This window comes from Bradyrhizobium sp. 26S5 (genome assembly GCF_036923295.1).
GTDB lineage: Bacteria > Pseudomonadota > Alphaproteobacteria > Rhizobiales > Xanthobacteraceae > Bradyrhizobium > Bradyrhizobium septentrionale.
On sequence record NZ_CP145948.1, the window covers coordinates 9,432,408 to 9,455,583 of the forward strand.

A 23,176-nucleotide genomic window follows, 5' to 3' on the forward strand; every position below is an offset into this window, starting at 1 on the left:
TTCCTGCCTAAAAGAACCAAGAAATGAATATATTTTCATATTTTATTGATCCGCCCAATCGGCGGTAAGACGCGCAAAAAAGCGCGGTTCCCGGAAGGGAACCCGCCGGAAACCGCGCCATAACCCGAAGGGAACCTCGCCGGAAGGCGGTTACTTCAGCATCTCTGCGAGCGTGTGCCCGAGCCGCGCCGGCGACGGCGACACCCTGATGCCGGCCGCTTCCATCGCCGCGGTCTTGGAGCCGGCGTCGCCCTTGCCGCCTGAGATGATCGCACCGGCATGGCCCATGCGGCGGCCGGGAGGTGCCGTGACACCAGCGATGAAGCCAACCATCGGCTTCTTGCGGCCGCGCTTGGCCTCGTCCTTGAGGAACTGGGCGGCGTCTTCCTCGGCGGAGCCGCCGATCTCGCCGATCATGACAATCGACTTGGTCTTCTCGTCGGCCAGGAACATCTCCAGCACATCGATGAACTCGGTGCCCTTGACCGGATCGCCGCCGATGCCGACCGCAGTGGTCTGGCCGAGGCCCTCCTGGGTGGTCTGGAACACCGCCTCATAGGTCAGGGTGCCGGAGCGGGAGACAATGCCGACGGAGCCGGGCTTGAAGATATTGGCCGGCATGATGCCGATCTTGCATTCGCCGGCGGTCATCACGCCCGGGCAGTTCGGCCCGATCAGCCGCGACTTGGAGCCCGACAGCGAGCGCTTGACACGCACCATGTCGAGCACCGGAATGCCCTCGGTGATGCAGACGATCAGCGGGATCTCCGCATCGATCGCCTCGCAGATCGCATCCGCCGCGCCCGGCGGCGGCACATAGACCACGCTGGCATCGGCACCGGTCTTCGCGCGCGCTTCCGCGACGGTGTCGAACACCGGCAGGCTGAGATGGGTCGAGCCGCCTTTGCCCGGCGCCACGCCGCCGACCATCTTGGTGCCGTAAGCGATCGCCGCTTCCGAATGGAATGTACCGTTCTTGCCGGTGAAGCCCTGGCAGATGACCTTGGTGTTCTTGTCGATCAGAATGGACATGGGATGCTTTCGCGAGACGAGCGGTGAAGGGTTTCAGTGAACACGCCGGTAGACGCCGGTGAGCACGTCGGCCCACCCTTCCGCGTCAGGCGAGAATTGGATTTTCATGTTGTAGGTGTTGTCGTCGACGACCTCGTAGACATGACGGGCGTTGCCGCGCAACGAACCACGCACCAGGATCAACGACTTGCCCGCCCAGCCGCCGGACGCCGGCGACGGCGGGTAGTAGCCGAGCGAATCGTGCCAGAACAATTTGTAGGCCCGATCGTCGCGGTCGTAGGTGAAGACGCCGTGGGTGGCGAAGCTCTCCTTGCCGTCGCGGGTCTGCACGCTGTCCTGGATCAGGTAGAAACCGTTGAGCGCGATGCGCGCGACGACATGCGAGCTCGCCGGACCGCCCGCGGTCCAGCGCGACGGATAGACCATCTCTTCGCCATTCCACTCGCCCGCGAAAACCGCGAGCTTGCGGTGTTCATCAAGCGGTGTCGGAGCGTCGAGATGACCGGCCATCGTTAGCCTCCCTTGACGGCTTTCACGATTTTCTGTGCAGCGTCATCGAGATTGTCGGCGGGCAGGACGTTGAGGCCGCTCTCGCGGATGATCTTCTTGCCCTGCTCGACATTGGTGCCTTCGAGGCGCACCACCAACGGCACCTTGAGGCCGACCTGCTTCACCGCGGCGACCACGCCCTCGGCGATCACGTCGCACTTCATGATGCCGCCGAAGATGTTGACCAGGATGCCCTTCACGTTCGGATCGGCGGTGATGATCTTGAACGCGGCCGCGACCTTCTCAACGCTGGCGCCGCCGCCGACGTCGAGGAAGTTCGCCGGCTCCATGCCGTAGAGCTTGATGATATCCATGGTCGCCATGGCGAGGCCGGCGCCGTTGACCATGCAGCCGATCGTGCCGTCGAGCGCGACATAGTTGAGGTCGAATTTCGACGCCTCGATTTCCTTGGCGTCCTCCTCGGTCTCGTCGCGCAGCGCGACCACGTCCGGGTGACGATAGAGCGCGTTGCTGTCGAACGACACCTTGGCGTCGAGCACGCGGAGCTGGCCCTGCTTGGTGACGACGAGCGGGTTGATCTCGAGCATCGCCATGTCCTTGGCGGCGAACGCTGTGTAGAGCTGACCGGTCAGCTTCTCGGCCTGCTTGGCAAGATCGCCCTTCAGCTTCAGCGCATCGGCGACGGTGCGACCGTGGTGCGGCATGATGCCGGTGGCGGGATCGACCGAGAACGAGACGATCTTTTCCGGGGTCGAATGCGCGACCTCTTCGATGTTGACGCCGCCTTCGGTCGACACCACGAAGGAGATTTCGGAGGTCTCGCGATTGACCAGGATCGAGAGATAGAACTCCTTGTCGATCTCGGAGCCTTCCTCGATGTAGAGGCGGTTGACCTGCTTGCCGTGCGGGCCGGTCTGCACCGTGACCAGCGTCGCGCCGAGCATCTGCTTGGCGAACGCGTCGACCTCGGCGACCGATTTGGCGATCCGGACACCGCCCTTGTCGCCCGCGGATGCTTCCTTGAACTTGCCCTTGCCGCGGCCGCCGGCATGGATCTGGCTCTTCACCACCCAGATCGGGCCGGGAAGCTGCTTGGCCGCCGCGTCGGCTTCGTCAGCCTTCAGCACCGGCACGCCGCGCGAGATCGGCACGCCGAATTCATGCAGCAGAGCCTTGGCCTGGTATTCATGGATATTCATGGATCGTCGCTCCCAAACCCTCGTGCGGCGAACTTCACGTCAGCCTTAATCTGGCATACCATATACCAAGGCTCGTGCAACTAGAAAATTCGCCGGAATTTCATCACCTTGCACCCGACAGGCAATCGAAATCGCCTATCGGGCCATTGCTAACTCAGATTACTTGCCGAGCAGATCGGGCGCGATCTTCTTGCAGGCATCGACCAGGCCCTGCACCGCGCCGACCGACTTGTCGAAGGCTTCGCGATCCTTGCCGGCCAGCTCGATCTCGACGATGCGCTCGACACCCTTGGAGCCGATCACCGTAGGTACGCCGACATACATGTCCTTCACGCCGTACTCGCCGTTGAGATAGGCGGCGCAGGGCAGCACGCGCTTCTTGTCCTTCAGATAGCTCTCGGCCATCTGGATCGCCGACGCCGCCGGCGCGTAGAAGGCGGAGCCGGTCTTGAGCAGATTGACGATCTCGGCGCCGCCATTGCGGGTGCGATCAACGATCTCGTCGATCCGCGCCTGCGAGGTCCAGCCCATCTTGACGAGGTCGGGCAGCGGAATGCCGGCAACGGTCGAGTAGCGGGTCAGCGGCACCATGGTGTCGCCGTGGCCGCCGAGCACGAAGGCGGTGACGTCTTCGACCGAGACGTTGAATTCGTCGGCCAGGAAGTAGCGGAAACGCGCGGAGTCGAGCACGCCGGCCATGCCGACCACCTTCTTGTGCGGCAGGCCCGAAGCCTTCTGCAGCGCCCACACCATCGCATCCAGCGGGTTGGTGATGCAGATGACGAAGGCGTCGGGGGCGTACTTCTTGATGCCGGCGCCGACCTGCTCCATGACCTTGAGGTTGATCGACAGGAGATCGTCGCGGCTCATGCCCGGCTTGCGCGGCACGCCCGCGGTAACAATGCAGACCTTGGCGCCGTCGAGCGCGTCATAGGAGTTGGCGCCGACCAGATTGGAGTCGAAACCGTCGACCGGCGACGACTGCGCGATGTCGAGCGCCTTGCCCTGCGGCACGCCCTCGGCAATATCGAACAGCACGACGTCTCCGAGTTCCTTGAGGCCAACGAGGTGCGCCAGCGTTCCGCCGATCTGTCCGGAGCCAATCAGAGCAATCTTGTCGCGTGCCATGGGAAATCAGTCCTTTGAACTGGGTGCAGGAGGGAGGGAAGTCGGTTGCAAGGGTGGTTATCCCTTTCGAATGATCCATTCAAGTCGCGGCCTGCCCGATTGCGGGCCCTGCCTGGAATTCGATCAGGCATGCCAGCAACATCCGTCCCGGTGACACGGAAAGTTGCTCCGAACCGCACCGCGCGCAAGACCGAATTTCGAGGCTGAATTTCGAGGCTGAGTGTCAGGTCTCGACCAGGCCGGTCGACGAGCCGCTTGCGGAGGAGTCCTTCCGGCCATGCGGCAGCGCCAGATAGGATTCCGAGCTCATTTCGATCAGGCGCGAGGAGGTGCGCTTGAATTCCATCGCCTCGATGCCGTCTTCCGCAAGGTACAGCGACACCGGATCGGCCTCGGCCGAGGCCATCAACTTCACGGCATTGTCATAGAGCGTGTCGATCAGCGAGATGAAGCGCTTGGCGGCATTGCGCTCGGCGTAGTCCATCACCGGAATGTGGTCGATCAGGATCGTGTGGTAGTCGTGCGCGAGCCTGAGGTAATCGGACGCGGCAAGCGGCTTCTCGCAGATATCTGCGAAGGCAAAGCGTGCGACGCCGTGCGACGAGCACGGCACAGTCAGCAGACGCTTCTTGATCTCGATAAGGCGCGCCTTGCACGGCGCGTTGCCGGTCATCTTGCGCCACGCCGCATTGAGCGCCTCGCGAGCCGCGTCATCCGCGGGCACCAGCCACATCTTCACGCCGACGAGCTTCTCGAGCCGGAAGTCGGTGCGCGCATCGAGCCTCAGCACATCCATGTGGTCTGATATCTGCGCGATGAACGGCAGGAACAGCGCGCGATTGAGCCCGCCCTTGTAGAGGTCGTCTGGCGCAACGTTCGACGTCGCGACCACGACGGTGCCGAGATCGAACAGCTTTGCGAACAGCCGCCCGAGGATCATCGCGTCCGCAATATCGGTGACGTGGAATTCGTCGAAGCACAGCAGCCAGGCCTCGTCGAAGATCGCCTGCGCGGTGAGCCCGATCACGTCGCCGTCCGCGATCTCGCCGCGTGCGATCTGCTGACGATAGCCGTAGATCCGCTCATGTGCCTCGGCCATGAATTCGTGGAAATGCGCGCGGCGCTTGTGCTCGACCGGGCTCTGCTGGAAGAACAGATCCATCAGCATGGTCTTGCCGCGGCCGACCTCGCCATGGACGTAGAGGCCGCGCGGCGGCTTGTCGTCCTTGTCGCCGCCGAACAGCCGTCCGAACAGGCCCTGCTTGCGCTGCGGCTTGTAGCTCGCGAGCCGCTCGTCCAGCGCGCCGAACGCTTCAGCGGCGCGTGCCTGCGCAGGATCGGCCTCGATCGCGCCGGAGGCGACCAGGGCGTTGTAGTGTTCGAGAAAGGTACTCGGCGAGGTGGACAGCATGGGCCCACCTTACGGCCCTAGTGCGCGGAAAAATGCAAGTCGGGAATTGTGCCAACGGCCATGCAGGCAACGGGTATGCAAGCGCAAGCCCTTGCATACCACGGCCGACCGCACGGGCCGCTGCCTGACACCTCAAGCCGCGGTCTGCGATGCCTTACGCGCAGAGCGCGTAGGAATCCTCGACCACGTAGGGGCCGCCGCCTGTCGACGCCCGCGACGAGAACAGCACGAAGCGGTCCGCCATGAAGCTGCGGCTCGGGAAGTAGCCGCGCACGGACAGATAATCCGCGACGTCCTGGCTCGACGCGTCATGCAAACGCGCGAGCGTGACATGTGGCGTGAATTTCCTGCCCTCGGGATCGAGCCCCATCCGCTGCATCATCCGCTCGAGCTCGGCCTGCAGTTCGATCAGCGGACGGCTCGGCTCGACGGCGGCAACCACCGCGCGCGGCTTGCGTCCGCCGAAGCTCGACAGGCCTTGCAGTTTGACCTCGAACGGCTTGCGGTTCACCCGGAACAGCATCGTTGCGATCTCGTTGGCCCACATGCCATCGATGTCGCCGATGAAGCGCAGAGTGACGTGATAATTTTCGGGATCAATCCAGCGTGCGCCGGGAAGGCCGCCACGCAAGCCGGAGAGGGTTTGGCCGATTTCGGCCGGAATTTCCAGTCCAGTGAACAGACGCGGCATCGCAATAATCCTCGATGCTTGGCGCGAGTTTTGGGAGCCCGCACCCTGTAACAGACCCCGGTGACGAATCACCGATGCCTATTTGTACCCGAGATATGTGACTCTGCGAAGCATGACCGGTTAACAGCTCGTAAACCTACGGACACGCCACGGCTCACTGCCAGCGATTCAGCTGCGTTGCCCTGATAATGCGCCGAGAAATGCCTCCACCGTGGGCAGCATGTTGTTCACGACGATGTCCACGCCCGCTGCCGTTGGATGCATGCCGTCGGCCTGGTTGAGCTTGGCATCGGCAGCAACCCCATCGAGGAAGAATGGATAGAGCGGCACGCCGAGGGATTTAGAGAGCTCCGGATAGATCGCATTGAACTTCGCTGCATAGTCGCTGCCATAGTTCGGCGGCGCCAGCATGCCGCACAAGAGCACGGCGATCTTGCGCGCCTGCAACTTTGTGATGATGTCGGAGAGCGCTGCACGCGTGACCGCGGGATCGATGCCGCGCAGCGCATCGTTGGCGCCGAGTTCGACGATCACCGCATCGGTTCCGTCAGGCACCGACCAGTCGAGCCGCTCGCGGCCGCCTGAGGCGGTGTCGCCGGACACCCCGGCATTGGTCATCTCGACCTTTATCCCCTTGGCTTCCAAGGCCTTTTGCAGCCGGACCGGGAACGCCGCCGGGCCCGGAAGGCCGTAACCGGCGCTCAGGGAATCGCCCAGGACCACCATTTTGACCGGTTTTGCCGAACCTGCCGCGGGGCCCTTCTCCGGCCCCCCCGTCTGCGCGTTTGCCGCCGTCATCAAGCCCATAAGCAACACGAGTATGTGCACGAAGATTCTCAACCGGCCCTCGACCGCAGCCGCGGAAGTGCCATATGACCGAACCATGGACAGTCTCATCGAATCCTCTTCACTGACCGACGTCGAGCCGGACACCATTGCCGTCAGGAACGTCAATCTCTCGCTCGGCACCGGCGCGGCACGGGTTCATATCCTCAAAGATATCAGCCTTCGTGTGGCAGCGGGTGAGGCCATCGGCCTGATTGGCCCGTCGGGCTCGGGCAAGTCGACCTTGCTGATGGTGATGGCGGGGCTTGAACGTCCTGACAGTGGAGAAGTGGTCGTCAACGGCACCTCGTTCAATGCCCTCGATGAAGATGCGCTGGCGCGCTTCCGCGGCCGCCAGGTCGGCATCGTCTTCCAGTCGTTCCATCTGATCCCGACCATGACGGCGCTGGAGAACGTCGCCGTGCCGCTCGAGCTCGCCGGCAATCCCGATGCCGCCGCACGCGCCGCGCAGGAGCTGCAATCGGTCGGGCTCGGCGAACGCCTGCATCACTATCCGACCCAACTGTCCGGCGGCGAGCAGCAGCGCGTTGCCATCGCGCGCGCGCTGGCGCCCGATCCCGCGATCCTCGTCGCCGACGAGCCGACCGGAAATCTCGACGAGACGACGGGAAAGCAGATCGTCGATTTGCTGTTCACCAAGCACGCCGAGCGCGGCATGACGTTGGTGCTGGTGACGCACGACCTCGCGCTGGCGCAGCGCTGCGACCGCGTCGTGCGGCTGCGCTCCGGCCGCATCGACGGACAATCCACGACATGAGCATTGCGTCCGAAGTCGCGATCCAGGGTCGCGCGTCGTCGCTTGCCTTCCGATATGCGCTGCGCGAATTGCGCGGCGGCCTGCGCGGCTTCTACGTGTTCATCGCCTGCATTGCGCTCGGCGTGATGGCGATTGCCGGCGTCGGCTCGGTCGCCGCGAGCCTCGGCGACGGCCTGTCGCGCGAGGGGCGCACGCTGCTCGGCGGCGATGTCGCGTTCTCGCTGATCTCGCGCGAGGCCAAGCCCGACGAGGTCGCCTATCTGCGCACGCGCGGCGAGGTTTCGGTCGCAGCTACGCTCCGCGCGATGGCGCGCAGCGGCGAAGGCAAGCTGGCGCTGGTCGAGCTCAAGGCGGTCGACGGCAAATATCCGTTGCTCGGCGAACTGACGCTCGAGCCGAACATGCCGGTCGCCGATCTGCTTGCCGAGCGCGACGGCGTCTATGGCGCGGCTGCCGATTCAACGCTGCTGGCGCGGCTCGACCTCAAGCTCGGCGACCGCGTCACGATCGGCAGCGCGACCTACCAGATCCGCAGCGTGGTGGCGGCCGAGCCGGACAAGCTCGCCGGCGGTGTCGGCCTCGGCCCGCGCTTCCTGATCAGCGAAGCGAGCCTGCGCGCCACCGACCTGCTGCAACCGGGCAGCCTGGTGCGCTGGATCTACCGGGTGAAGCTGCCCGACGGCGCCAACGACGATCGCGCCACCACCGCGCTGATCGACGGCGCGCGGGCTGCGGCGCCGGAGGCCGGCTGGGAGGTCCGCAGCCGCAACAACGCCTCGCCGCAGCTTGAGCGCACCATCAACCGCTTCACCCAGTTCCTGACCCTGGTCGGCCTTGCCGCGCTGCTGGTCGGCGGCGTCGGCGTGGCCAATGCCGTGAAGAGCCATATCGACCGGCGCCGCGACGTCATCGCCTCGTTCAAGGCGCTCGGCGCCACCGGCCGCGACGTCTTCACGATCTACTGCACGCAGGTGGTGGTGCTGGCCGGGATCGGTTCGGTGATCGGGCTCGTGCTCGGCGCCACGCTGCCCTTCGTCATCGTCGGCCTGTTCGGCAAGCTGCTGCCGCTGCCGGTGGTGCCCGCGCTGCATCCCGACGAGCTTGCGCTTTCCTTCCTCTACGGCCAGCTCACCGCGCTGGCGTTCGGGCTGTGGCCGCTCGGCCGGGTGCATGACGTGCCGGTCGCGGCGCTGTTCCGCGAGACCATCACCAGCGAGTGGCACCGCCCGCGCTGGAGCTATCTGGCGCTGATGGCCGTGGTGATCGCGCTCCTGGTCGGGGTTGCGATCGGACTTGCCTATGACAAGCGGGTCGCGACCGTCTTCGTCGTCGCCTCGATCGCGGTGTTCCTGCTGTTGCGCGGGATCGCCGAAATCCTGATGGCGGTGGCGCGCCGGCTGCCGCGCAGCCGCATCACCATGCTGCGGCTTGCAATCGCCAACATCCACCGGCCGGGCGCGCTGACGCCGTCGGTCGTGCTGTCGCTGGGGCTCGGGCTCGCCGTGCTCGTCACCATCACCCAGATCGACGGCAATCTGCGCCGGCAATTTTTGGCCGCGCTGCCGGACCGGGCGCCGTCGTTCTTCTTCATCGACATCCCCTCCACCGAGGCCGACCGCTTTGCCGCCTTCCTGGCGCAGATCGCGCCTGGCTCGACCGTCGAGGACGTGCCGATGCTGCGCGGGCGCATCGTCGCCGCCCGCGGCGTCAAGGGCGACCAGCTCAAGCCGTCAGTCGATTCGGAATGGGTGCTGCAGAGCGACCGCGGCCTGACCTACACCGGCGAGATTCCCAAGGGCTCGAAGATCGTCGAGGGCGAATGGTGGGGGCCGGACTACAGCGGACCACCGCTGGTCTCGATGGAGAAGAAGATCGCCGACGGCCTGGACCTGAAGATCGGCGACGAGATCGTGGTCAACGTGCTCGGCCGCGACGTGGCGGCGAAGATCGCCAACCTGCGCAACATCGACTGGCAGGGGCTCGGCATCAACTTCGTGCTGGTGTTCTCGCCGAACGCCTTCAGGGGCGCGCCGCACAGCCACGTCGCGACCCTGACGGAGCCGCATGCCGACAACGGAGACGATGCGCGCATCATCAAGCAGGTCGCCGACGCGTTCCCGATGGTGACCAGCGTGCGGGTCCGCGAGGCGCTGGAGACGGTCGGCAGCGTGGTCAGCAATCTGGTGCTGGCGATCCGCGGCGCCAGCGCGGTGACGCTGATCTCGGCGATCCTGGTGCTGGGCGGCGCGCTCGCCGCAGGTCACCGCCACCGCGTCTACGACGCCGTGATTCTCAAGACGCTCGGCGCCACGCGGGTGCGGCTGCTCGGGGCCTACGCGCTAGAGTATCTGATGATCGGTTTTGCAACCGCTTTGTTCGGGGTGATCGCCGGTTCGATCGCGGCCTGGCTGATCGTGACGCGACTGATGACGCTGAGTTTCATCTGGCAGGCCGGTAGCGCCGCGCTGGTCGTGGTCGCCGCGCTGATCGTCACGGTTGGGTTGGGGCTGGCCGGAACGCTGCTCGCGCTGAACCAGAAGCCGGCCTCGGTGCTGCGGAATTTGTGACAATTTGTAGCGGCACCGAGGCCGTTTTTCCCTATACTGTTCGCTCAGAGCGACATTCGGCCGCGCGTGGAAGCTTGCGTCGGATGTGTTAATTTCCCACATACCAATCGAGCCGGATGGTCGTCTGAATGACACGGAATTAATGTTCCGCAAACCGAGCCATCTGAGATAGATTTACGACCGGCGCCGCAAATCCCTTGCGCTCCACCGGGACCAACCACGGGAATTCGACCATGTCGGACCTAGACCGCAATTACGCTTCTCCTTTCGGCCGGGCCGCCGGGCGCATTGACGCTGCGGCCGTCGACGCCGGTCTGCGCGCCTACATGCTGCGCATCTACAACTACATGAGCATCGGCCTCGCCATCACCGGCCTGGCCGCGCTCGGCGTCTACATGGGTGCGGTGACCAGCGACCAGTCCGCCGCCGTTGCCAAGTTCGGCAACGCCTATCTGACGCAGTTCGGCTACGCGATGTTCGTGAGCCCGCTGAAGTGGCTGTTCATCCTCGCCCCTCTTGCGATGGTGTTCGTCATCTCGGCAGGCATCAACCGTCTGCAGCCCGCGACCGCCCAACTCCTGTTCTGGGTGTTCTCGGCACTGATGGGCCTGTCGCTGTCGTCGATCTTCCTGGTGTACACGCACACCTCGATCGTGCGCGTGTTCTTCATCACCGCGGCGACGTTCGGTGCGCTGAGCCTTTACGGCTACACCACCAAGCGTGACATGAGCGGCATGGGCTCGTTCCTGTTCATGGGCCTGATCGGCATCATCATCGCGAGCTTGGTCAACCTGTTCCTGGCGAGCTCGGCGCTGCAGTTCATCGTCTCGGTGGTCGGCGTGCTGGTGTTCGCGGGCCTCACCGCCTGGGACACCCAGCGGCTGAAGAACGACTACATCTACGGCTACGCCTCGCAGGGTGGCGTGATGGCAGAGCGCGCGGCAATCACTGGTGCGCTGTCGCTCTACCTGAACTTCATCAACCTGTTCACGCTGCTGCTGCAGCTGCTCGGCCAGCGCGACTAAGCGCCTCGATCGAGCCGATTGATCCAAGCCTTGTAGTAGAAGCCCCGGCCATGCGGCCGGGGCTTTTCTTTTGAGCGCGGCAAAAATACTCTCCGCACCATGTCCAATCCGGAAATCAGGCCGACCGCCGAGGCGGACCTGCCCTCGATCACCGCGATCTATGAGCAGGCGGTGCGCTTTGGCACCGCGACCTTCGAGCTGATCCCGCCCGACCTCGCCGAGATGACCCGCCGCTACAAAGCGCTGATCGATGGCGGCTACCCCTATTTTACAGCCGTGCTCGACGGCCGCGTCGCCGGCTATGCCTATGCCGGCCCCTACCGGCCGCGGCCGGCCTATCGCTTCACGGTCGAGAACTCGGTCTATCTGGATCCTGCGCTCCATCGCCGCGGCGTCGGCCTCAAGCTGATGGAGCGCCTGATCGCCGAATGCGACGCACGCGGCTTCCGGCAGATGATCGCGGTGATCGGGGATTCGGCCAATGCCGGCTCGATCGGACTGCACCGCCGCTGCGGCTTTGAGATGATCGGGACACACCCGGGCGTCGGCCTGAAATTCGGCCGCTGGCTCGACACCGTGATGATGCAGCGCCCGCTCGGCGAAGGCGGTGCGACGGTGCCGGCGGATTGAGCGACAATCCGTAGCCAGGATGGAGCGCAGCGCAATCCGGGATAATCTATCTTCCCCTTCCCCCTGAAAGGGGGAAGGTCGGGATGGGGGTCAGCCACGGGCGACGCTGTGTGCGGAGAGAGCAAATCCCCACCCGCTTTGCTCTGACGAGCAAAGCGACCTCCCCTTTTCAAGGGGAGGTGGGGCTAGACCAGCGACAGCTTGCGGTCGATCACGAACAGCACGCGTTCGAGTTCATGGCCGCGGCGCAGGATCAGGCCCGTCGCCGAAATCACGCTGTACATGCCCTGCTTGCGCGCAAGCCGGGGATCCTTCTCGATCCGGTAGATCGGCATTTCGGACGCGCGCCGAAACACCGAGAACACGGCACGGTCCTTCAGGAAGTCGATCGCATAGTCGCGCCACTCGCCGTCGGCGACCATGCGGCCGTAGAGATTGAGAATGCGGTTGAGCTCTAGTCGATTGAAGGTCACGCGGTTGGGCTGCGGGATCGCGGCGGCGGGGCGCGCCGCGGCGCGGTTCCCGCTCGGATCAGTGTCCTCCGAGATCAGACTCATCGAGCGCCTCCTGTCATCCCAGTGACGATCATGGTCCGAAAGCCGGTCCCCCCTTTTCGGGATCGTCACAACGCTGACATGATTGCGCTAAGCGAGGGGGCCTGCAAGGGGCCATTCGCGATGCAACCGGGTCTTAACCACGGTCTGACGCGGCGGATTATCCGGAAAACCAGAGAGTCACGGGAACGTTAGCGGAATCATATTGCTGCCCCACTTCCGCCCATCGCCCGCCCCGCTGCCCTGCGAAAAGAAAATCCTGCGTTGGCCCGGTCCTTTCGGTTCCGGATTCCTCAGCCCCCAGCCCCCCGGGGCCGTCGGGATCGGGCCTGTTCGCAGGGGAGTTAATCCCAACACTGGGCCAACGAAAGTTGGTCCTTTTTGTTTTTGGGAGCCTGCTCGAGGCACGCGCGATCGAGACGGGCCCAGAGGCTCACCGCGTTCGCATCAGAATATCTCTGGATTGCAGGTCGGCCGCCTCCCGCGTGGGCTGCATGACAAGCTGCGTGTCCCCCAATGGCGCGACCGACGGAAGCTGGCGCCGCAAGGCGCTAGCGAAGCGAGGTGAAAGCGGCGCCGAGCATCGGGCCCGGCTTGTCGCGATTGCCGTCCTGGACGTACACCGCCGCGGCATCGACGCCATCGCGCGTAATGTTCTCCAGCGGCACGGTCCAGCTCCCGGACGAACCGTTCCAGTCACCGACCTTCAGGAGATTGCGCACCACGTTGTGGTAGGTGATCTCCTGGCCGCGGTTCTCGCCGCGCGCGATCGAGATCGGCACCGACTTCGAGATCGAGCAGATCCAGACTTCGCCGCGCGACACTGCGGGCGACTTCGACGCGGCCACCGAAACGTTGATCTGCTTGCCGGTCAGCGTCAGCGTCACCGGCACCGACATCACGCTGCCGCTCATCTCGGTGTCCTTGATGGCGCTCTCGATGCTCGCCCGATCGCTGCCGATCACGTGCGCGGAGCCGTTGATCACGGCCTGCGGCGTGTAGACGTCGCGATCGCCGCGCATGTGCGAATAGGCCTTCTGGCGCGCGCTGAAACGGGAATCGGCCAGCGTGTCCTTCCAGCCGAGATAGTCCCAATAGTCGATCGGCATGCTCAGCGCGATGACGTTGGGGTCCTTGGCGAGATCGCCGATGATCTTGTCCGCGGGCGGACAGGAAGAGCACCCCTGCGAGGTGAAGAGTTCGACGACAGCACGCGGATCGGCGTGAGCGGGGCGGATGACCGCAACGATCGCGCAAATACCAAGAGCGCTGGACCATCGCGAGATCGAATTATAGGCCATCATCGCTGTCATACTGCGAACCAGTCGTGATGATTTCCATCCGTAATTGTACGGAGCATGAAGCCTGTCCCTGAACTTGCGTGCCCCAAAACGCGAGAAAGCGGCCTTGTCATAGGCCGCCTTCTTTTTAGTCGCCACTCACTAAGCGGTGAGGCACCGATCACAAATCCGCGTTAGAGCATGATCCGGAAAAGTGTGAAGCGGTTTTCCGAACAGATCATGCTCAAACAAAGGGCCTAGGTGGTGTGGACACTAGCGCATCCATAGAACGATGGCTGCGAGAGTGACGACGGCCCGGTAGTTCCGGGCCGTTTTTTCGAAGCGGGTTGCGACGCGGCGGAACTGCTTGAGCTTTGAGAAGCAGCATTCGACGAGATGACGCTGGGCATAGAAATGCTTGTCGAGTGGATATTTGAGCGCGCGTGACGGGTTGTTGGGGATCACGGCGAGCGCGCCTTTGGCGGCGATGGCTTGGCGCAAGTGATCGGCGTCATAGGCCGTATCGGCCATGACGACCTCGGCGGATAAGCCTTCGATCAATGCGGCGGCTTGCGGTGCATCGCCCTTCTGACCTGCGGTAAGCGTGAACCGCACCGGACATCCCAAGCCTCGAACGGCCATATGTATCTTGGTGCTCAGGCCGCCGCGCGAGCGGCCGATCGCTTGATCTTCCGCTTGATCTTCAGACCCCCCTTTTTGGCGCCGGCGGCGTGCTGATGCGCCCGAACAATGGTGGAATCGACGATCAGATATTCGAAGTCCGGATCATCGGACATCGCCTCGAAGATCCGCCACCAAACACCCTTGATGCTCCATCGACTGAAGCGCCGGAACACGCTGTTCCAGTCCCCAAACACCTCCGGAAGATCGCGCCAGGGAGACCCCGTACGCACGATCCACAGCACACCTTCCACGAACATCCGGTTGTCGCGCCCGGTGGAGCCCTTCTGATCGGGGCGCCCTATGATCAGCGGCGCTATCCGCTCCCACGCCGCGTCGCTCAATACCAAACGGTCCATCACACCCAAGGCGGCCTCCCCAAAAGCAGCCTTGAATCTGATTTGCTCCTAAAAGGGAATCCTTAGAGTCCACACCACCTAGGCCGCGAGTTTGCGCAGCACATAGTGCAGGATGCCGCCGTTGCGATAGTAATCGAGCTCGTCCAGCGTATCGATGCGGCAGAGCAGCGGGACGTCCCGCTTGGCTGCGTCGCCGGAGACGATCTCCGCGGTCAGGATCTGGCGCGGCTTCAGGTCGCCCTGCAGCCCGCGGATCGTGACCTTCTCGTCGCCCTTCAGGCCGAGCGAGGACCACGACGTGCCGTCCTGGAAGGTGAGCGGGAGCACGCCCATGCCGACCAGGTTGGAGCGATGGATGCGCTCGAAGCTCTGGCAGATCACCGCGCGCACGCCGAGCAGGCGCGTGCCCTTGGCGGCCCAGTCGCGCGACGAGCCGTTGCCGTATTCGGCGCCGGCGAACACCACCAGCGGCACTTCCTCCTGCTGGTACTTCATCGCCGCGTCGTAGATCGACATCTGCTCGCCGTCGGGCCAGTGCTTGGTCAGACCGCCCTCCGGAATATTGCCGTCGGCGCCCTTCAGCATGAAGTTCTTGATGCGGATGTTGGCGAAAGTGCCGCGCATCATCACTTCGTGGTTGCCGCGCCGGGTGCCATACTGGTTGAAGTCGGCGGGACGCACCTGGTGCTCGCTGAGGAACTTGCCGGCGGGCGAGGTCAGCTTGATCGAACCGGCCGGGGAGATGTGGTCGGTGGTGATCTTGTCGCCGAACATCGCCAGGATCCGCGCGTCGACCACGTCGATGACCGGGTCCGGCTGCTTCTTCATGCCTTCGAAATAGGGCGGGTTCTGCACATAGGTCGAGCTCATGTTCCAGCGATAGGTCTCGCTTTCCGTGGTCTTGATCTTGCGCCAGTTGGTATCGCCCTTGAACACGTCGGCGTACTTCTTCTTGAAGATCGTCGCGGTGACGTACTTCTTCATGAAGGTGTTGATCTCCTTGGTGGTCGGCCAGATGTCCTTCAGGAACACCGGCTTGCCATCCTTGCCGATGCCGATCGGCTCGACCGCCAGATCCTTCGTCACGGTGCCGGCAAGTGCATGCGCGACCACCAGCGGCGGCGAGGCGAGGTAGTTCGCCTGCACGTCCGGTGAGACGCGGCCTTCGAAGTTGCGGTTGCCCGACAGCACGGCGGCGGCAACGATGCCGTTCTCGTTGATCGACTTCGAGATGTCTTCCGGCAGCGGGCCGGAATTGCCGATGCAGGTCGTGCAGCCGAAGCCGACCAGGTTGAAGCCGACCTTGTCGAGATCGGTCTGCAGGCCGGAATTGGCGAGATATTCCGCCACCACCTGGCTGCCCGGCGCGAGCGAGGTCTTCACCCACGGCTTGGCCTTCAGGCCCTTGGCGGCCGCCTTGCGCGCCAAGAGGCCAGCGCCGATCAGCACGCTCGGATTCGAGGTGTTGGTGCAGGAGGTGATCGCCGCGATCACGACGTCGCCATGGCCGAGATCGAAGTCGCGGCCCTCGACGGCGAAGCGCTTGGATTCACCTTCGGGCTTCTTGTACTCGTTGACCAGCGCGGTGGCGAAACCGGTCGACACTGCCGGCAGCGCGATGCGGCCTTCCGGGCGCTTCGGTCCGGCCATCGACGGCACGACGTCGGCGAGGTCGAGCGTCAGCGTGGTGGTGAACACCGGATCGGCCGACTTGGCGGTGCGGAACAGACCCTGCGCCTTGGCATAGGCCTGAACCAGCTTGACGCGGTCGGCCTTGCGGCCCGAGGTCTTCAGGTAATCGATGGTCGCGGCATCGACCGGGAAGAAGCCGCAGGTCGCGCCGTATTCGGGCGCCATGTTGCCGATGGTCGCCTTGTCAGCGACCGACAGGAAATCGAGGCCCGGGCCGAAGAACTCCACGAACTTGCCGACCACGCCGAGCTTGCGCAGCATCTGGGTGACGGTCAGCACCAGGTCGGTCGCGGTGACGCCTTCCTTGAGCTGGCCCTTGAGCTTGAAGCCGACCACCTCAGGCAGCAGCATCGACAGCGGCTGGCCGAGCATGCAGGCCTCCGCCTCGATGCCGCCGACGCCCCAGCCGAGCACGGCGAGGCCGTTGACCATCGTGGTGTGCGAATCGGTGCCGACCAGCGAGTCCGGATAGGCGACCTCGAAGGTGCCGGTCTTCTTGCCGACCGTCATCTTCTCCTTCTTGGTCCACACCGTCTGCGCGAGATATTCGAGATTGACCTGGTGGCAGATGCCGGTGCCGGGCGGCACCACCGAGAAGTTCGAGAACGCCTTCTGGCCCCACTTCAGGAACTCGTAGCGCTCCTGGTTCTGCTTGTATTCCTCGGTGACGTTCTTCGCGAACGCCTTGTTGTCACCGAAGAAGTTGACGATCACCGAGTGGTCGATGACGAGATCGACCGGCACCAGCGGGTTGATCTTCTCGGCATCGCCGCCGAGGTTCTGCATCGCGTTGCGCATCGCCGCGAGATCGACTACGGCCGGGACGCCGGTGAAATCCTGCATCAGCACGCGCGCCGGGCGGAAGGCGATTTCGTGCTCGAGCTGGCGCTTCTTCAGCCACTTCGACACCGCAACAATGTCTTCCTTCTTGACGGTGCGGCCATCCTCGTTGCGCAGCAGGTTCTCGAGCAGAACCTTCATCGAATAGGGCAGCTTCGAAATTCCCTTCAGTCCGTTCTTCTCTGCCTGGGGCAGGCTGTAATAGACGTAGGACTTGCCGCCGACCTTCATGGTCTTGCGGCATTTGAAGCTGTCGAGCGAGGTCATGCGAGGAATCCCAATTTTCAGTTATACCCGGCAAGGGTAACTAAACACCGGCGAACGACACTGGCCGAGGGATGGCCTGGATGGCTTGCGGCCGCCGATTGTGTGTGCTGCATCAAGTTCCGGGCTTATAGAACCTTTCTAGAAGCACCGCCACACCGACAAGCGTGCGACAGCGTTGCGCGACCCAAAAATTCTCACGCGGTAGCGAAAGATTTCAGAGGGCTGTGACAAGACGAACCATGCAGCTCTCCGGACGAAATCTGAAATGCGTGCGCGGCGGACGCGAGGTGTTTTCCGGCCTCGATCTGTCGGCCACAGCCGGCGAGGCGCTCGCCATCACCGGCCCCAACGGCGCGGGCAAGACCTCGCTGCTGCGCGTGATCGCCGGGCTGCTGGTTCCCGCCGAGGGTTCGATCGCGCTTGAAGGCGGCGACGCCGAGCTCAGCCTGCCCGAACAGGCCCACTATCTCGGTCACCGCGACGCCCTGAAGCCGGCGCTGAGCGTGGCGGAAAATCTTTCCTTCTGGCGGGATTTCCTCGGTGGCGAGATCCGGGACGCCGGGGGCTGCCTTGCCGCCGTGGCGCTCGATCACGCCGCGCATCTGCCGGCGGCCTACCTCTCCGCCGGCCAGCGCCGCCGCCTGTCGATCGCGCGCCTGCTCTCGGTGCGGCGGCCGGTCTGGCTGTTGGACGAGCCGACATCGGCGCTCGATGCGGCCGGACAGGAGCTGTTCGTCGGCCTGATGCGCGATCACCTCGCCAGCGGCGGCCTGATCGTCGCAGCGACCCATCTGCCCCTCGGCATCGCCGCGCGCGACCTGCGGATGGGAGGCGCGGCATGAGCGCGCGACGCCTCTTGTCACTAAGCACAGGTCTCTCCGTCCCCTCCCCCCTTGCGGGGGAGGGTCAGGGAGCGGGGTGCCACACGACGCGCTCTTTCCGCCTATCCCTAAACGACGCTGGACCGAGATTGCACGAGCGAGGTGTCTATCAACGATCTCGCCCGGGGCCACCCCTCTCCCCAGCCCTCCCCCGCAAGGGGGGAGGGAGCGCAGCGAGCACGCCGCACGATGTGGATTCACGCGGCGACCACCGCGGAGGCGCGGCATGAGTGCGCTTGCCGCATTGATCCGGCGCGACATCCGTATAGCGCTGCGCGTTGGCGGCGGCGCGCTGATCGGGGTCTTGTTCTTCCTCACCGTCACGGTGCTGATGCCGTTCGCGGTCGGGCCGGATCTCGCGCTGCTGTCGCGGCTCGGACCTGCCATTCTCTGGCTCGGTGCGTTGCTGGCGAGCCTGCTCACCCTCGACCGGCTGTTCACGGCCGACCACGAGGACGGCTCGCTCGACCTCATCGTGATGAGCCGGACGCCGCTGGAACTCGCCTGCGCGGCCAAGGCGCTGGCGCATTGGATCGCCGCCGGCCTGCCGCTGATCATCGCGACGCCGGTGCTCGGCCTGCTGCTCAATCTCGACGGCACGGCGACACTTGCCGTCGCGGCGACCCTGCTGGCGGGAACACCGGCGCTGACCTTCACCGGCATGATCGGCGCGGCATTGGCGGTGACGCTGCATCGCGGCGGCCTGCTGCTCGCGGTGCTGGTGCTGCCGCTGTCGATCCCGGTGCTGATCTTCGGTGTTGCGGCCTCCCAGGCCGCGATATCGGGGCCGCTGCCCTTTGGAACACCGTTCTCGATCCTCTGCGCGCTGTCGCTTGCCAGCCTGGTGATCGGCCCGTTTGCCGCCGCCGCGAGCCTGCGGCACGGGCTGGACTGAAATGGGCAAGATCAAATTGGGCCAGATCAAATCTCGACGAGAGCAGTTCGGCCGATTGCCTGCGACACATCGGACGACTATCAGGGTGCCATGACGCTCACCGACCTCGCCAACCCGACCAAGTTCCTGGCGCTGACCGCACGGATCCTGCCGTGGCTCGTGGGCGTGACCGCGATCCTGCTCGCGGTCGGGCTGTACGGGTCGGCCATGGCGCCCGACGACTATCAGCAGGGCGCCACCGTGAAGATCATGTTCATCCACGTGCCGAATGCGTGGCTGTCGATGTTCGTCTGGGGCGTGATGAGCGTGGCCGCGCTCGGCACGCTGGTGTGGCGGCATCCGCTTGCCGACGTCGCGGCGAAGGCCGCTGCTCCGATCGGCGCCGCCTTCACCTTCCTCGCGCTGGTCACCGGCTCGCTATGGGGCCGGCCGATGTGGGGCACCTACTGGGAATGGGATGCCCGCCTGACCTCGGTGCTGATCCTGTTCCTGATGTATCTCGGCCTGATGGCGCTGTGGCGTGCGGTCGAGGACCCGTCGCGCGCGGCGCGGGCCGCAGCCGTCCTGACCCTGGTCGGCGCGATCAACATCCCGATCATCAAATTCTCGGTCGACTGGTGGAACACGCTGCATCAGCCGGCCTCGGTGTTTCGCGCGGGCGGGCCGACGCTCGACAAGGCGTTCCTCTGGCCATTGCTGGTGATGGCGATCGCGTTTTCGCTGCTCTTCATCACGCTGCATCTGGCGGCGATGCGCAACGAGATCCTGCGCCGGCGCGTGCGCAGCTTGCAGATGATGCAAGCTAATCAACGGGCGGCGTGACACGATGTCGCTTGGTCCCTACGCCTCCTTCATCGTGACGTCCTATGCGCTGGTCGCGGCGGTCGTACTGCTTTTGATCGTCTGGATCAGCGCCGATTATCGCCTGCAGCAGGCCCGCCTCAGGGAGATCGAGGCCAGCGGCGTCACGCGCCGCTCCGGCCGCAGCGCGGCGGACATCCGATGAGCGAGCAGGCGACAAACGGCCCGCCGCAAACCCGCCGCCTGCTGGTGGTGCTGCCGCTCATCTTTTTCCTCGGGCTCGCGGGGCTGTTCCTGCTGCGGCTCTATGGGGGGGATCCCTCGAAGATCCCGTCGGCACTGATCGGACGGCCCGCGCCGCAGACGGCCCTGCCCGCGCTCGACGGCCTAGTGCGGGACGGCGCGGCCGTGCCAGGTCTCGATCCCGCCGCCTTCAAGGGCAAGGTCAGCATCGTCAATGTCTGGGCGTCGTGGTGCGTGCCCTGTCATGATGAAGCGCCGCTGCTGACCGAGCTCGGCAAGGACAAGCGCTTCCAGATCATCGGCATCAACTACAAGGACTCGCCGGAGAATGCGCGGCGCTTCCTCGGCCGCTACGGCAATCCGTTCGGCATCGTCGGCGTCGACGGCAACGGCCGCGCCTCGATCGAATGGGGCGTCTATGGTGTGCCCGAGACCTTCGTGGTCGGACGCGAAGGCACGATCGTCTACAAGCTGGTCGGTCCGGTGACGCCTGACAACGTCAACACCGTGCTCAAGGCCGAGATCGAGAAGGCGCTGCGCGCGAACAAATAATCGCGTCGTCATTCGGTGGATGCGCGAACAGATTGCGCGCGAAAAGCTGCGACAAAATAATTCGACACGTTTATCTGCGGTTCATTTCGCGGCCATGGCAACGCCATGAACGCAGCCCCAACTCACTGGCGTTGACATCAACGTTCCTCTGGAGGGGACATATGCGCAAGACCACGCTCGCTTCACTGCTCGCCACCGCGCTCACGCTCGGCATGATGACGGCCACGCCGTCGTTCGCTCAAACCCCGCAGCCGGCCGCGCCCGCCGCAAAGTCCGAGACCAGGATGGCTCCCGCGCCAAAGGCGGCCGCCCCCGAATTGAAGACGACGGGCATGGCGAAGGACGACCTGCTCGACATCAACAGCGCCAGCACCGACCAGCTCGACGCGCTGCCCGGCGTCGGCAAGGCCTACTCGGCCGCGATCATCAAGGGCCGCCCCTACAAGGGCAAGGATGAACTGGTGCAGAAGAACATCCTGCCGCAGGCGACCTACGACAAGATCAAGGACAAGATCATCGCCAAGCAGAAGAGCTGATTTCTGAGGAGCTGATCTCTAAGGCCTCGGACGCAGCGCGGCGCAATCGCCCGCGCTGCGTTCGGAGTTACTTCCGCAGATCGCCCGCGTCCGCTTCGCTGGTCTCCAGCGAGACCGGCTCCAGATGATAGCGCTTGGTCAGCGGCATCTGCGCGATGGCGAATATCATGGTCAGCGGCGTGACGCCGAACACCTTGAAATTCACCCAGAAATCGGTGGTCTGCGTCCGCCAGACGATCTCGTTGAGGATTGCCATGCCCGCGAAGAACAGCGCCCAGCGCATGGTGAGGATGCGCCAGCCCTGCGGCGTCAGATTGAACATCTGGTCGAACATCACGGCGATGAAGGAACGCCCGAACAGCAGCCCGCCGCCGAGCACGGCCGCAAACAGGCCGTAGATGATGGTCGGCTTTACCTTGATGAAGGTCTCGTCGTGCAGCACCAGTGTCAGGGTGCCGAACACCAGCACGACCGCGCCGGTCACCAGCGCCATGATCGGCACGTGTTTGGTCACCACATAGGACGCGATCATCGCCGCGACAATCGCCACCATGAACGCGCCGGTTGCGACGAACAGATGGTACTTGGCGTTCGCGACAAAGAACACGAGCAGCGGCCCGAGTTCGGTCGCGAGCTTGAACAGCGGATGTGGTTGGGTCTTGTCCATCAATTCAGTCCATTGAACTCGTGTCTTGGCCATCCTTCGAGACGGCGCTCCGCGCCTCCTCAGGATGACGACCTTTCGTATCCCACCGTCATCCCCGCACAACGGCTTTGCCGTTGTTGCTGGAGGAGCGCGCACTTGCGCGCGTCTCGAAGGATGAATTACTCGATTCCAGCAATTGCCTTGGCAAAATCCTTCGCCGTGAAGGGGGCAAGATCCTCGACGCCTTCGCCGACGCCGATGAAATGCACCGGCAGCTTGTGCTTCTCCGACAGCGCGACAAGGATGCCGCCGCGCGCGGTGCCGTCGAGCTTGGTCATCACGAGGCCGGTGACGCCTGCCGTACGATGAAACGCCTCGACCTGCGACAGCGCATTTTGTCCCACCGTGGCGTCGAGCACGAGCAACACGGCGTGCGGCGCCGACGCATCGACCTTCTTGATGACGCGCACGACCTTTTCGAGCTCGTTCATCAGCTCGGACTTGTTCTGCAGCCGGCCGGCGGTGTCGATCAGCAGCACGTCGCGCTGCTGCTCTTTCGCCGCAGTCAGCGCGCTGAAGGCGAGGCTTGCCGAATCCGAGCCCTGGGCGCCGGCGATGACCGGCGACTTGGTGCGCTCGCCCCAGACCTTGAGCTGCTCGATCGCCGCGGCGCGGAACGTGTCGCCGGCCGCGAGCATGACCTTGCGGCCCTCGGCGGAAAATTTCGCGGCGAGCTTGCCGATCGTCGTGGTCTTGCCGGAGCCGTTGACGCCGACGACCAGGACGACGAATGGCTTCTTCCCGGCATCGATCTCGAGCGGCCTGGCCACCGGTGCCAGCACCTTCTCGACCTCGGTCGCGACAACCGCCTTGACCTCATCGGCCGAGATCGCCTTGTCGTAGCGGCCCTTGCCGACCGCCTCCGCGATCCGCACCGAGACCTCGGTGCCGAGATCGGCGCGCAGCAGCACATCCTCGATGTCATCGAGCATGGCGCGATCGAGCTTGCGCTTGGTGACGAGATCGGCGACCGCCGTCCCCAGCGCACCGGAGGTGCGCTTCAGGCCGCCTTTCAGGCGCTGCCACCAGCTCTGTTTTGGAGTTCCCGCAGTGGTATCGTTCATGGCGCGGACGTGTTAGCCGTTTCGGCCCA

22 protein-coding genes and 1 pseudogene are annotated in these 23,176 nt (G+C 64.4%); 10 read left to right on the top strand and 13 right to left on the bottom strand.

Features of this window, described 5'->3' with window-relative positions; all coding sequences use genetic code 11:
- Window positions 1-150 precede the first annotated feature (150 nt).
- The 7 genes from sucD to V5279_RS44445 all read right to left on the bottom strand — a co-directional run bounded on the left by sucD (window position 151) and on the right by V5279_RS44445 (window position 6,799).
- A complete protein-coding gene (gene sucD, locus V5279_RS44415) occupies window positions 151-1,032 on the bottom strand; it encodes a succinate--CoA ligase subunit alpha (RefSeq protein ID WP_338693574.1) in 882 nt (293 codons plus the stop codon).
- Between the two features lie 33 nt (window positions 1,033-1,065).
- Window positions 1,066-1,542 carry a DUF1579 family protein gene (locus tag V5279_RS44420; RefSeq protein ID WP_338693576.1) on the bottom strand — a complete coding sequence of 159 codons (477 nt, stop codon included), beginning with the start codon at window positions 1,540-1,542 and terminating at the stop codon, window positions 1,066-1,068.
- Between the two features lie 2 nt (window positions 1,543-1,544).
- The gene (sucC, locus tag V5279_RS44425) at window positions 1,545-2,741 is read right to left on the bottom strand and encodes an ADP-forming succinate--CoA ligase subunit beta (protein WP_338693578.1); all 1,197 of its coding nucleotides are present in this window, start codon (window positions 2,739-2,741) and stop codon (window positions 1,545-1,547) included.
- A 159-nt stretch (window positions 2,742-2,900) separates the two neighbouring features.
- On the bottom strand, window positions 2,901-3,869 hold the full coding sequence (mdh, locus tag V5279_RS44430) for a malate dehydrogenase (RefSeq protein ID WP_338693580.1): 969 nt from the start codon (window positions 3,867-3,869) through the stop codon (window positions 2,901-2,903).
- A gap of 223 nt (window positions 3,870-4,092) precedes the next feature.
- Window positions 4,093-5,280 (bottom strand): cell division protein ZapE, encoded by a 1,188-nt coding sequence (zapE, locus tag V5279_RS44435; RefSeq protein WP_338693582.1) that lies wholly within the window; start codon window positions 5,278-5,280, stop codon window positions 4,093-4,095.
- Window positions 5,281-5,434: 154 nt separating this feature from the next.
- Window positions 5,435-5,971, bottom strand: coding sequence for an RNA 2',3'-cyclic phosphodiesterase (gene thpR / locus V5279_RS44440; RefSeq protein ID WP_338693585.1), 537 nt, complete (start codon window positions 5,969-5,971; stop codon window positions 5,435-5,437).
- A gap of 168 nt (window positions 5,972-6,139) precedes the next feature.
- Window positions 6,140-6,799, bottom strand: a complete 660-nt coding sequence (locus tag V5279_RS44445) for an arylesterase (protein WP_338701733.1) — start codon at window positions 6,797-6,799, stop codon at window positions 6,140-6,142.
- A gap of 55 nt (window positions 6,800-6,854) precedes the next feature.
- Here V5279_RS44445 and V5279_RS44450 point away from each other — a divergent pair, with 55 nt between their 5' ends.
- From V5279_RS44450 to V5279_RS44465, 4 genes are all read left to right on the top strand, one after another.
- Window positions 6,855-7,574, top strand: coding sequence for an ABC transporter ATP-binding protein (locus tag V5279_RS44450; protein WP_028336302.1), 720 nt, complete (start codon window positions 6,855-6,857; stop codon window positions 7,572-7,574).
- The gene (locus tag V5279_RS44455) at window positions 7,571-10,141 is read left to right on the top strand and encodes an ABC transporter permease (RefSeq protein WP_338693589.1); all 2,571 of its coding nucleotides are present in this window, start codon (window positions 7,571-7,573) and stop codon (window positions 10,139-10,141) included. The genes V5279_RS44450 and V5279_RS44455 overlap by 4 nt, the downstream gene beginning before the upstream one ends.
- 233 nt (window positions 10,142-10,374) lie before the next feature.
- Complete coding sequence (locus tag V5279_RS44460; protein ID WP_029081319.1) at window positions 10,375-11,166, top strand: Bax inhibitor-1/YccA family protein; 792 nt, start codon at window positions 10,375-10,377, stop codon at window positions 11,164-11,166.
- A gap of 99 nt (window positions 11,167-11,265) precedes the next feature.
- The gene (locus V5279_RS44465; protein WP_338693592.1) at window positions 11,266-11,796 is read left to right on the top strand and encodes an N-acetyltransferase family protein; all 531 of its coding nucleotides are present in this window, start codon (window positions 11,266-11,268) and stop codon (window positions 11,794-11,796) included.
- A gap of 185 nt (window positions 11,797-11,981) precedes the next feature.
- Here the strand turns inward: V5279_RS44465 and V5279_RS44470 are convergent, their stop codons facing one another.
- The 4 genes and pseudogenes from V5279_RS44470 to acnA form a co-directional block, all read right to left on the bottom strand.
- The gene (locus tag V5279_RS44470) at window positions 11,982-12,353 is read right to left on the bottom strand and encodes a DUF2794 domain-containing protein (protein ID WP_338693594.1); all 372 of its coding nucleotides are present in this window, start codon (window positions 12,351-12,353) and stop codon (window positions 11,982-11,984) included.
- 548 nt (window positions 12,354-12,901) lie between these two features.
- Entirely contained in the window at window positions 12,902-13,663 is a 762-nt protein-coding gene (locus V5279_RS44475; protein ID WP_338693596.1) for a DUF1223 domain-containing protein, read from the bottom strand.
- Window positions 13,664-13,903: 240 nt separating this feature from the next.
- Window positions 13,904-14,679 (bottom strand): annotated as a pseudogene (locus tag V5279_RS44480) (IS5 family transposase).
- Between the two features lie 69 nt (window positions 14,680-14,748).
- A complete protein-coding gene (gene acnA, locus V5279_RS44485; protein WP_338693598.1) occupies window positions 14,749-17,469 on the bottom strand; it encodes an aconitate hydratase AcnA in 2,721 nt (906 codons plus the stop codon).
- A 239-nt stretch (window positions 17,470-17,708) separates the two neighbouring features.
- Between acnA and ccmA the strand changes: the two genes are divergently transcribed.
- From ccmA to V5279_RS44515, 6 genes are all read left to right on the top strand, one after another.
- Window positions 17,709-18,311 (top strand): heme ABC exporter ATP-binding protein CcmA, encoded by a 603-nt coding sequence (gene ccmA / locus V5279_RS44490; RefSeq protein WP_338693600.1) that lies wholly within the window; start codon window positions 17,709-17,711, stop codon window positions 18,309-18,311.
- Between the two features lie 265 nt (window positions 18,312-18,576).
- Window positions 18,577-19,245: a heme exporter protein CcmB gene (ccmB, locus tag V5279_RS44495; protein ID WP_021078801.1), complete on the top strand. Its 669-nt coding sequence runs from the start codon at window positions 18,577-18,579 to the stop codon at window positions 19,243-19,245.
- Between the two features lie 90 nt (window positions 19,246-19,335).
- The gene (locus tag V5279_RS44500) at window positions 19,336-20,067 is read left to right on the top strand and encodes a heme ABC transporter permease (RefSeq protein WP_338693604.1); all 732 of its coding nucleotides are present in this window, start codon (window positions 19,336-19,338) and stop codon (window positions 20,065-20,067) included.
- Between the two features lie 4 nt (window positions 20,068-20,071).
- Window positions 20,072-20,251 (top strand): heme exporter protein CcmD, encoded by a 180-nt coding sequence (gene ccmD, locus V5279_RS44505; RefSeq protein ID WP_166300578.1) that lies wholly within the window; start codon window positions 20,072-20,074, stop codon window positions 20,249-20,251.
- On the top strand, window positions 20,248-20,841 hold the full coding sequence (locus tag V5279_RS44510; protein WP_338693607.1) for a DsbE family thiol:disulfide interchange protein: 594 nt from the start codon (window positions 20,248-20,250) through the stop codon (window positions 20,839-20,841). The genes ccmD and V5279_RS44510 overlap by 4 nt, the downstream gene beginning before the upstream one ends.
- Before the next feature lie 161 nt (window positions 20,842-21,002).
- Window positions 21,003-21,377 (top strand): helix-hairpin-helix domain-containing protein, encoded by a 375-nt coding sequence (locus tag V5279_RS44515; protein WP_338693609.1) that lies wholly within the window; start codon window positions 21,003-21,005, stop codon window positions 21,375-21,377.
- A gap of 67 nt (window positions 21,378-21,444) precedes the next feature.
- Here the strand turns inward: V5279_RS44515 and V5279_RS44520 are convergent, their stop codons facing one another.
- Both V5279_RS44520 and ftsY read right to left on the bottom strand, forming a co-directional pair.
- Complete coding sequence (locus tag V5279_RS44520; protein ID WP_338693611.1) at window positions 21,445-22,044, bottom strand: septation protein A; 600 nt, start codon at window positions 22,042-22,044, stop codon at window positions 21,445-21,447.
- Window positions 22,045-22,202: 158 nt separating this feature from the next.
- Window positions 22,203-23,147, bottom strand: coding sequence for a signal recognition particle-docking protein FtsY (ftsY, locus tag V5279_RS44525; protein ID WP_166300572.1), 945 nt, complete (start codon window positions 23,145-23,147; stop codon window positions 22,203-22,205).
- Between the last annotated feature and the right edge of the window lie 29 nt (window positions 23,148-23,176).

Coding starts and splice junctions, on each gene's coding strand:
- V5279_RS44455 (WP_338693589.1), top strand. CDS start 7,571: ATGAGCATTGCGTCCGAAGTCGCGATCCAGGGTCGCGCGTCGTCGCTT.
- thpR (WP_338693585.1), bottom strand. CDS start 5,971: ATGCCGCGTCTGTTCACTGGACTGGAAATTCCGGCCGAAATCGGCCAA.
- V5279_RS44510 (WP_338693607.1), top strand. CDS start 20,248: ATGAGCGAGCAGGCGACAAACGGCCCGCCGCAAACCCGCCGCCTGCTG.
- ccmD (WP_166300578.1), top strand. CDS start 20,072: ATGTCGCTTGGTCCCTACGCCTCCTTCATCGTGACGTCCTATGCGCTG.
- V5279_RS44500 (WP_338693604.1), top strand. CDS start 19,336: ATGACGCTCACCGACCTCGCCAACCCGACCAAGTTCCTGGCGCTGACC.
- acnA (WP_338693598.1), bottom strand. CDS start 17,469: ATGACCTCGCTCGACAGCTTCAAATGCCGCAAGACCATGAAGGTCGGC.
- V5279_RS44460 (WP_029081319.1), top strand. CDS start 10,375: ATGTCGGACCTAGACCGCAATTACGCTTCTCCTTTCGGCCGGGCCGCC.
- ccmB (WP_021078801.1), top strand. CDS start 18,577: ATGAGTGCGCTTGCCGCATTGATCCGGCGCGACATCCGTATAGCGCTG.
- V5279_RS44420 (WP_338693576.1), bottom strand. CDS start 1,542: ATGGCCGGTCATCTCGACGCTCCGACACCGCTTGATGAACACCGCAAG.
- sucC (WP_338693578.1), bottom strand. CDS start 2,741: ATGAATATCCATGAATACCAGGCCAAGGCTCTGCTGCATGAATTCGGC.
- ftsY (WP_166300572.1), bottom strand. CDS start 23,147: ATGAACGATACCACTGCGGGAACTCCAAAACAGAGCTGGTGGCAGCGC.
- ccmA (WP_338693600.1), top strand. CDS start 17,709: ATGCAGCTCTCCGGACGAAATCTGAAATGCGTGCGCGGCGGACGCGAG.
- V5279_RS44465 (WP_338693592.1), top strand. CDS start 11,266: ATGTCCAATCCGGAAATCAGGCCGACCGCCGAGGCGGACCTGCCCTCG.
- V5279_RS44475 (WP_338693596.1), bottom strand. CDS start 13,663: ATGACAGCGATGATGGCCTATAATTCGATCTCGCGATGGTCCAGCGCT.
- V5279_RS44515 (WP_338693609.1), top strand. CDS start 21,003: ATGCGCAAGACCACGCTCGCTTCACTGCTCGCCACCGCGCTCACGCTC.
- sucD (WP_338693574.1), bottom strand. CDS start 1,032: ATGTCCATTCTGATCGACAAGAACACCAAGGTCATCTGCCAGGGCTTC.
- mdh (WP_338693580.1), bottom strand. CDS start 3,869: ATGGCACGCGACAAGATTGCTCTGATTGGCTCCGGACAGATCGGCGGA.
- V5279_RS44520 (WP_338693611.1), bottom strand. CDS start 22,044: ATGGACAAGACCCAACCACATCCGCTGTTCAAGCTCGCGACCGAACTC.
- V5279_RS44470 (WP_338693594.1), bottom strand. CDS start 12,353: ATGAGTCTGATCTCGGAGGACACTGATCCGAGCGGGAACCGCGCCGCG.
- zapE (WP_338693582.1), bottom strand. CDS start 5,280: ATGCTGTCCACCTCGCCGAGTACCTTTCTCGAACACTACAACGCCCTG.
- V5279_RS44450 (WP_028336302.1), top strand. CDS start 6,855: ATGGACAGTCTCATCGAATCCTCTTCACTGACCGACGTCGAGCCGGAC.